Origin of the sequence: Actinomadura sp. BRA 177, from assembly GCF_013372625.1 — a bacterium.
Taxonomy (GTDB): domain Bacteria; phylum Actinomycetota; class Actinomycetes; order Streptosporangiales; family Streptosporangiaceae; genus Spirillospora.
Genome location: NZ_JABXFD010000620.1, coordinates 37388 through 42001, shown reverse-complemented (window position 1 = coordinate 42001; position 4614 = coordinate 37388). Strand labels below are relative to the sequence as shown.

Below are 4614 nucleotides of genomic sequence, written 5' to 3'. Positions count from 1 at the left end.
TTGATGTGTGTGGCGTGCTCGCAGCTCTACGTGACCCTCTTCGTCGGCAGCGTCAGTTGTGATTACGAGACAGGCTCCGCCAGGCCCCGCATGACCAGCTCCGCCTGCGCGCCCGCGCCGATCACCGCGACCGTGTCGGCGTCCGGACGGGCGAGCGCGTGGGTGCCGAGCGCGGCGGCCAGGCCGGTGCGCCACGCGGTCACGGTGGCCGAGTCGAGCTGGGCCAGCAGCTCACCGGTGCCGAGGTCGTGCAGGCAGACGACGCCGCGCAGCGCCGGCCGGCTGCCGGGGAACTTGGCGTTGACCTTCACCGTGTAGGCGGGGACCTCCGCGACCACGCCGGGCAGCAGCGCCGTGGCGGTGCCCTGGCCGGGCAGGTTCGCGATCACCCGGCGCGCGGCCGTCCCGTCGTCGGCGGCGGTGAAGCCGCGGCGCAGCGCGTCGAGGCAGGTGGCGGGGTCGAGCACCGCCTCCAGGTCGGAACGGGTCAAAAGGAGCGTCACCGGACCATTCTCCCGTTCCCACTGTCCGGTGACTAGCCGGACGGCCGACGCCATCCCGCCACGAGCACGTCCCAGTCGGTCAGCCAGTCGCGTCCCTGCTCGTCGATGAACGAGCCGGGCGGCGGGGTGATCCGGTGGTCGCGCAGCCATTCGCCGGGGCGCCGCATGGCGGGGCGGACCCGGCCGTCGCTCGGCATGAGCTGCGGCGGGATCGGCGCCGGCATCGGCGGACCCTGCGGCTCGGCGGCGGCATCGGCGACGTCCTTCTCCTCCGCCATGCCGATCGGGCCCTCGCGGCGCGCGTTGAAGAACTGGTGCACCGCCGGGTGCGTGCTCGACAGCACCATCTCCCGCGGCCCGAACATCACCAGGCCGCGGCGGAACAGCAGGCCGAGGTTGTCCGGCAGGACGCGGGCGGTGCCGATGTCGTGGGTGACGATGAGGAAGGTCGCGCCGAGCTCGGCGTTCAGGTCGACGAGCAGCTGGTTGAGGTAGGCGGTGCGGACGGGGTCGAGGCCGGAGTCCGGCTCGTCCGCCAGGATGATCTCGGGGTCCAGGACGAGGGCGCGGGCGAGCCCGGCGCGTTTCTTCATCCCGCCGGAGATCTCACCGGGCAGCTTGTCCTCCGACCCGGTCAGGCCGACCATGTCCATCTTCTCCAGGACGATCCGCCGGATCTCCGACTCGCCCTTCTTGGTGTGCTCGCGCAGCGGGAAGGCGATGTTGTCGTAGACGTTCATGGAGCCGAAGAGGGCGCCGTCCTGGAACAGCACGCCGAACTGGCGGCGCAGCTCGTAGAGTTCGCTCTCGCGCAGCCGCGGGACGTCGCCGCCGCCGACGTAGACGTGGCCGCGGTCGGGCCGCAGCAGCCCGACGAGGTTCTTGAGGAACACCGACTTGCCGGTGCCGGACGGCCCGAGCAGCGCGGAGATCTCGCCCGCCGGGACGGTCAGGGACACGTCCTCCCAGATGACCTGCCGGCCGAACGACTTCCTGAGCCCTTCCACCCGGATCTCGACGCCCATGGGCACTCCCGTGCCGGGGAACCGGGGGCGGGGGGTCCCGCGTCAAAGGTCCGGTCCCCCACCATCTCCGACTGTACGTCGGGATCACCGGCCCGGGGAGGCCCATTGGACGCCCGGTCCAGGGAGCGGGAATCCATCGTGCTCCGACGAATCCTGAAACAAAATCAGGTTCGGTCGACGGGCCGGAAGTCCGGCATGCCCGGACTGACCACGGGCGGCCCCGCAGGGTGCCAACGAGCCTGCCCGGAATTGGTCACCTTCTGCGTCTTACGTCCGCATTGACGGTTCTTACACCATGTCCAGGACCTCCGGCGCACCACAAGGGTGCGCCACCCCCCCCGCTGGAGGCACAAGTGCAGAACCGTCACAGGCGCGTCGGCGCCGCCGCCGTCACCACGGCCGCGGCAGGCCTGGTGGCCGCCACCCTCGCCACCGCTCCCGCCGCGTCCGCGGCCCCGGCAGCTCCCGCCGCTCCGGCCGCACCCGGCACGCTGGCAAGCTCGCTCGCCCACCAGCTCGGCTCCCAGACCGCCGGCTCCTACCTGAAGGGCGGCAAACTCGTCGTCACCGTCACCAGCGCGCAGGCCGCGCAGGCCGTCCGCGCCGCGGGCGCCGTGCCGAAGACCGTCGCGCGCAGCGGCGCCGACCTGAAGAAGGTCACCAAGGCGCTCGAACGCGACGCGACCGTCCCCGGCACCGCCTGGGCCGTGGACGCGGCCACCAACCAGGTGCTGCTGACCATGGACAGCACGGTCACGGGCGCCAAGCTCAAGAAGGTGCGGGCCGCGGTCGCCGAGCAGGGCGCGGCCGTCCGCACCGAGCGGGTCGCCGGGAAGTTCCAGAAGCTCACCCGCGGCGGCGAGGCCATCTACACGGGCGGCGCGCGCTGCTCGCTGGGCTTCAACGTCCGGTCCGGCAGCACGTACTACTTCGTGACCGCCGGGCACTGCACCAACATCGGCTCGACCTGGACGGACAGCTCTGGCCGGACGCTCGGCCGCACCGTGGCCAGCAGCTTCCCCGGCAACGACTACGGGGTCGTGCAGTACACCTCGACGCCCAGCGACACCCAGGGCAGCGTCAGCCTCTACTCCGGCACCCGCGACATCACCAGCGCCGGGAACGCGGCGGTCGGGCAGACCGTGTACCGCAGCGGCAGCACCACCGGCCTGCACAACGGCCGCGTCACCGCGCTGAACCAGCGGGTGAACTATGCCGAGGGCAGCGTCAGCGGCCTCATCCGCACCACCGTCTGCGCCGAGCCGGGCGACAGCGGCGGCTCCCTGTTCGCCGGGTCCACCGCGCTCGGGCTGACCTCGGGCGGCAGCGGCAACTGCTCGTCGGGCGGGACGACGTTCTTCCAGCCCGTCACCGAGCCGCTCTCCCGCTACGGGCTGAGCGTCTACTGATCTCGCGGCTCGACTGAGAAGACGGCACCGTGAGAGGCGGGCCGTCCCCACCCGGACTCCGTGGGGGCGGCCCGCCGCCGTGTCCGAGCCGGCCCGGGGCTCAGCCGGCGGCGGGGACCTCCAGGGTGCGGTGGATCTCGGCGATGACCGCGGGCTGCTGGTCGGTCAGGTAGAAGTGGCCGCCCGGCAGCACCTTCAGCGCGAAGCGCCCGTCGGTGGCCTGCGCCCAGCCGCGCGCCTGCTCCGGCGACACGTGCGGGTCGGAGTCCCCGATGATGGCGGTGAGCGGGACGGCCAGCCGCGTCCCGTCCCGGTGCGCGTAGTCCTCGATCAGCGTGAAGTCGTTGCGGATGTACGGCAGCACCAGCTCGCGCAGCTCCGGCTCCTGCAGCGCCTCGGCGTCGCTGCCGCCCATCTTGACGATCTCCTCGACCACGCCGTCGTCGTCCAGGTCGGAGACGCGGCGCTCGTCGCCGCGGTCGTGCGGCGGCCGGGTCCCGGAGGCGAACACGTGCGCGGGGGCGGCGCCCCGCTCCTGCAGCAGCCGCGCCACCTCGTAGGCGAGGACCGCGCCCATGCTGTGCCCGAACAGCGCGGCGGGCCGGTCCATCAGCGGCGCCATCGCCCCGGCGATGAGGCGGGCGGGCTGGTGGGCGTCGGTGACGAAGGCGTCCGCCATCCGGTCGGCGCGGCCCGGGTACTGGACGGTGTGCACCTCGACGGCCGGGCTGATCTCCTTGGCCCACGGCCGGTAGAACACCGCCGACCCGCCCGCGTGCGGCAGGCAGAACAGCCGCATCGACGCCCAGGGGCGCGTCTCGGCGCAGCGGAACCAGGTCACGTGATCAACTCCTCCTCGTACCGGCGGGAGGCCCGGCGCGGGTCCTGGGGCAGCGGCCAGGGCGCGACCCTCGGGTCCGGGACGAGCTTCGGCGCGGTGGTCTCCGCCGCCACCTTAAAGCCGCGGCGCCGGTAGTTGGCGATCGCGTTCGGGTGGTCGAGGCTGCTGGTGCGCAGCCACACGCGCGAGGCGGGGCCGGCGTCCAGGGCCCACAGCTCGCCGCGCTGCCAGGCGCGGCGGGTGCACTGCTCGACGAGGTAGCCGCCGTAGCCGCGGCCGACGAACGCGGGGGTGAGCCCGACCAGGTGGATCTCGGTGTCCCCGCCGGGCTGCGCCTCGACCTCGAAGAAGCCGGCGATGGTGCCCTCGGCCATGGCGATCCACGTGGACAGTTCGGGACGCTCCACCCAGGACCGCCACTGCGCGTACGTCCACGGGAAGCGGTCCGTCCAGCAGACGCGGGAGCCGACCGTCGCGTACAGGGCGCGGTTGACGTCGGCGGACGGCAGCGCGGCCAGCGTGAACGTCATCTCGACGCCGGGCAACGGCGCCGGACGCAGGTCGGCCGCGTCCAGCATCTCCATCTCCCACTCGGTGACCGAGGGGATTTCGAGATCAGCCACCCATGGCCTCGATGAGGCTCTTCGGTCGCATGTCGGTCCAGTTCTCGTTGATGTAGTCCAGGCACGCCTGCCGGGTGTCCTCGTCCTTGGCCACCGTCCAGCCGGCGGGGACCTCGGCGAACGACGGCCACAGCGAGTGCTGGCCCTCGCCGTTGACGAGGACGGCGTACGTGCCGTCGGGGTCCTCGAACGGGTTGCTCATCTGTATCCCTT

General features: G+C 72.6%; 6 protein-coding genes. 1 reads left to right on the top strand and 5 read right to left on the bottom strand.

Going from position 1 to position 4614, the window contains the following annotated elements; genetic code table 11:
- Positions 1-62: 62 nt before the first annotated feature.
- Positions 63-503 carry a hypothetical protein gene (locus HUX53_RS34805; protein WP_176407528.1) on the bottom strand — a complete coding sequence of 147 codons (441 nt, stop codon included), beginning with the start codon at positions 501-503 and terminating at the stop codon, positions 63-65.
- A 32-nt stretch (positions 504-535) separates the two neighbouring features.
- Complete coding sequence (locus HUX53_RS34800; RefSeq protein ID WP_176407527.1) at positions 536-1528, bottom strand: ABC transporter ATP-binding protein; 993 nt, start codon at positions 1526-1528, stop codon at positions 536-538.
- Positions 1529-1881: 353 nt separating this feature from the next.
- Here HUX53_RS34800 and HUX53_RS34795 point away from each other — a divergent pair, with 353 nt between their 5' ends.
- Entirely contained in the window at positions 1882-2937 is a 1056-nt protein-coding gene (locus HUX53_RS34795; RefSeq protein ID WP_176407526.1) for a S1 family peptidase, read from the top strand.
- Positions 2938-3037: 100 nt separating this feature from the next.
- Here HUX53_RS34795 and HUX53_RS34790 read toward each other — a convergent pair whose 3' ends face one another.
- From HUX53_RS34790 to HUX53_RS34780, 3 genes are read right to left on the bottom strand one after another with little or no spacing between them, the layout of a single operon-like run.
- Entirely contained in the window at positions 3038-3778 is a 741-nt protein-coding gene (locus HUX53_RS34790) for a thioesterase II family protein (RefSeq protein WP_176407525.1), read from the bottom strand.
- Positions 3775-4401, bottom strand: coding sequence for a GNAT family N-acetyltransferase (locus HUX53_RS34785; protein WP_309237572.1), 627 nt, complete (start codon positions 4399-4401; stop codon positions 3775-3777). Before HUX53_RS34785 ends, HUX53_RS34790 begins: the two co-directional genes overlap by 4 nt.
- A complete protein-coding gene (locus HUX53_RS34780) occupies positions 4394-4603 on the bottom strand; it encodes an MbtH family protein (RefSeq protein ID WP_176407524.1) in 210 nt (69 codons plus the stop codon). The genes HUX53_RS34785 and HUX53_RS34780 overlap by 8 nt, the downstream gene beginning before the upstream one ends.
- Between the last annotated feature and the right edge of the window lie 11 nt (positions 4604-4614).

Bases quoted from the DNA above. Each gene is read 5' to 3' on its own strand.
- HUX53_RS34800 (WP_176407527.1), bottom strand. From the start codon at position 1,528: ATGGGCGTCGAGATCCGGGTGGAAGGGCTCAGGAAGTCGTTCGGCCGG.
- HUX53_RS34780 (WP_176407524.1), bottom strand. From the start codon at position 4,603: ATGAGCAACCCGTTCGAGGACCCCGACGGCACGTACGCCGTCCTCGTC.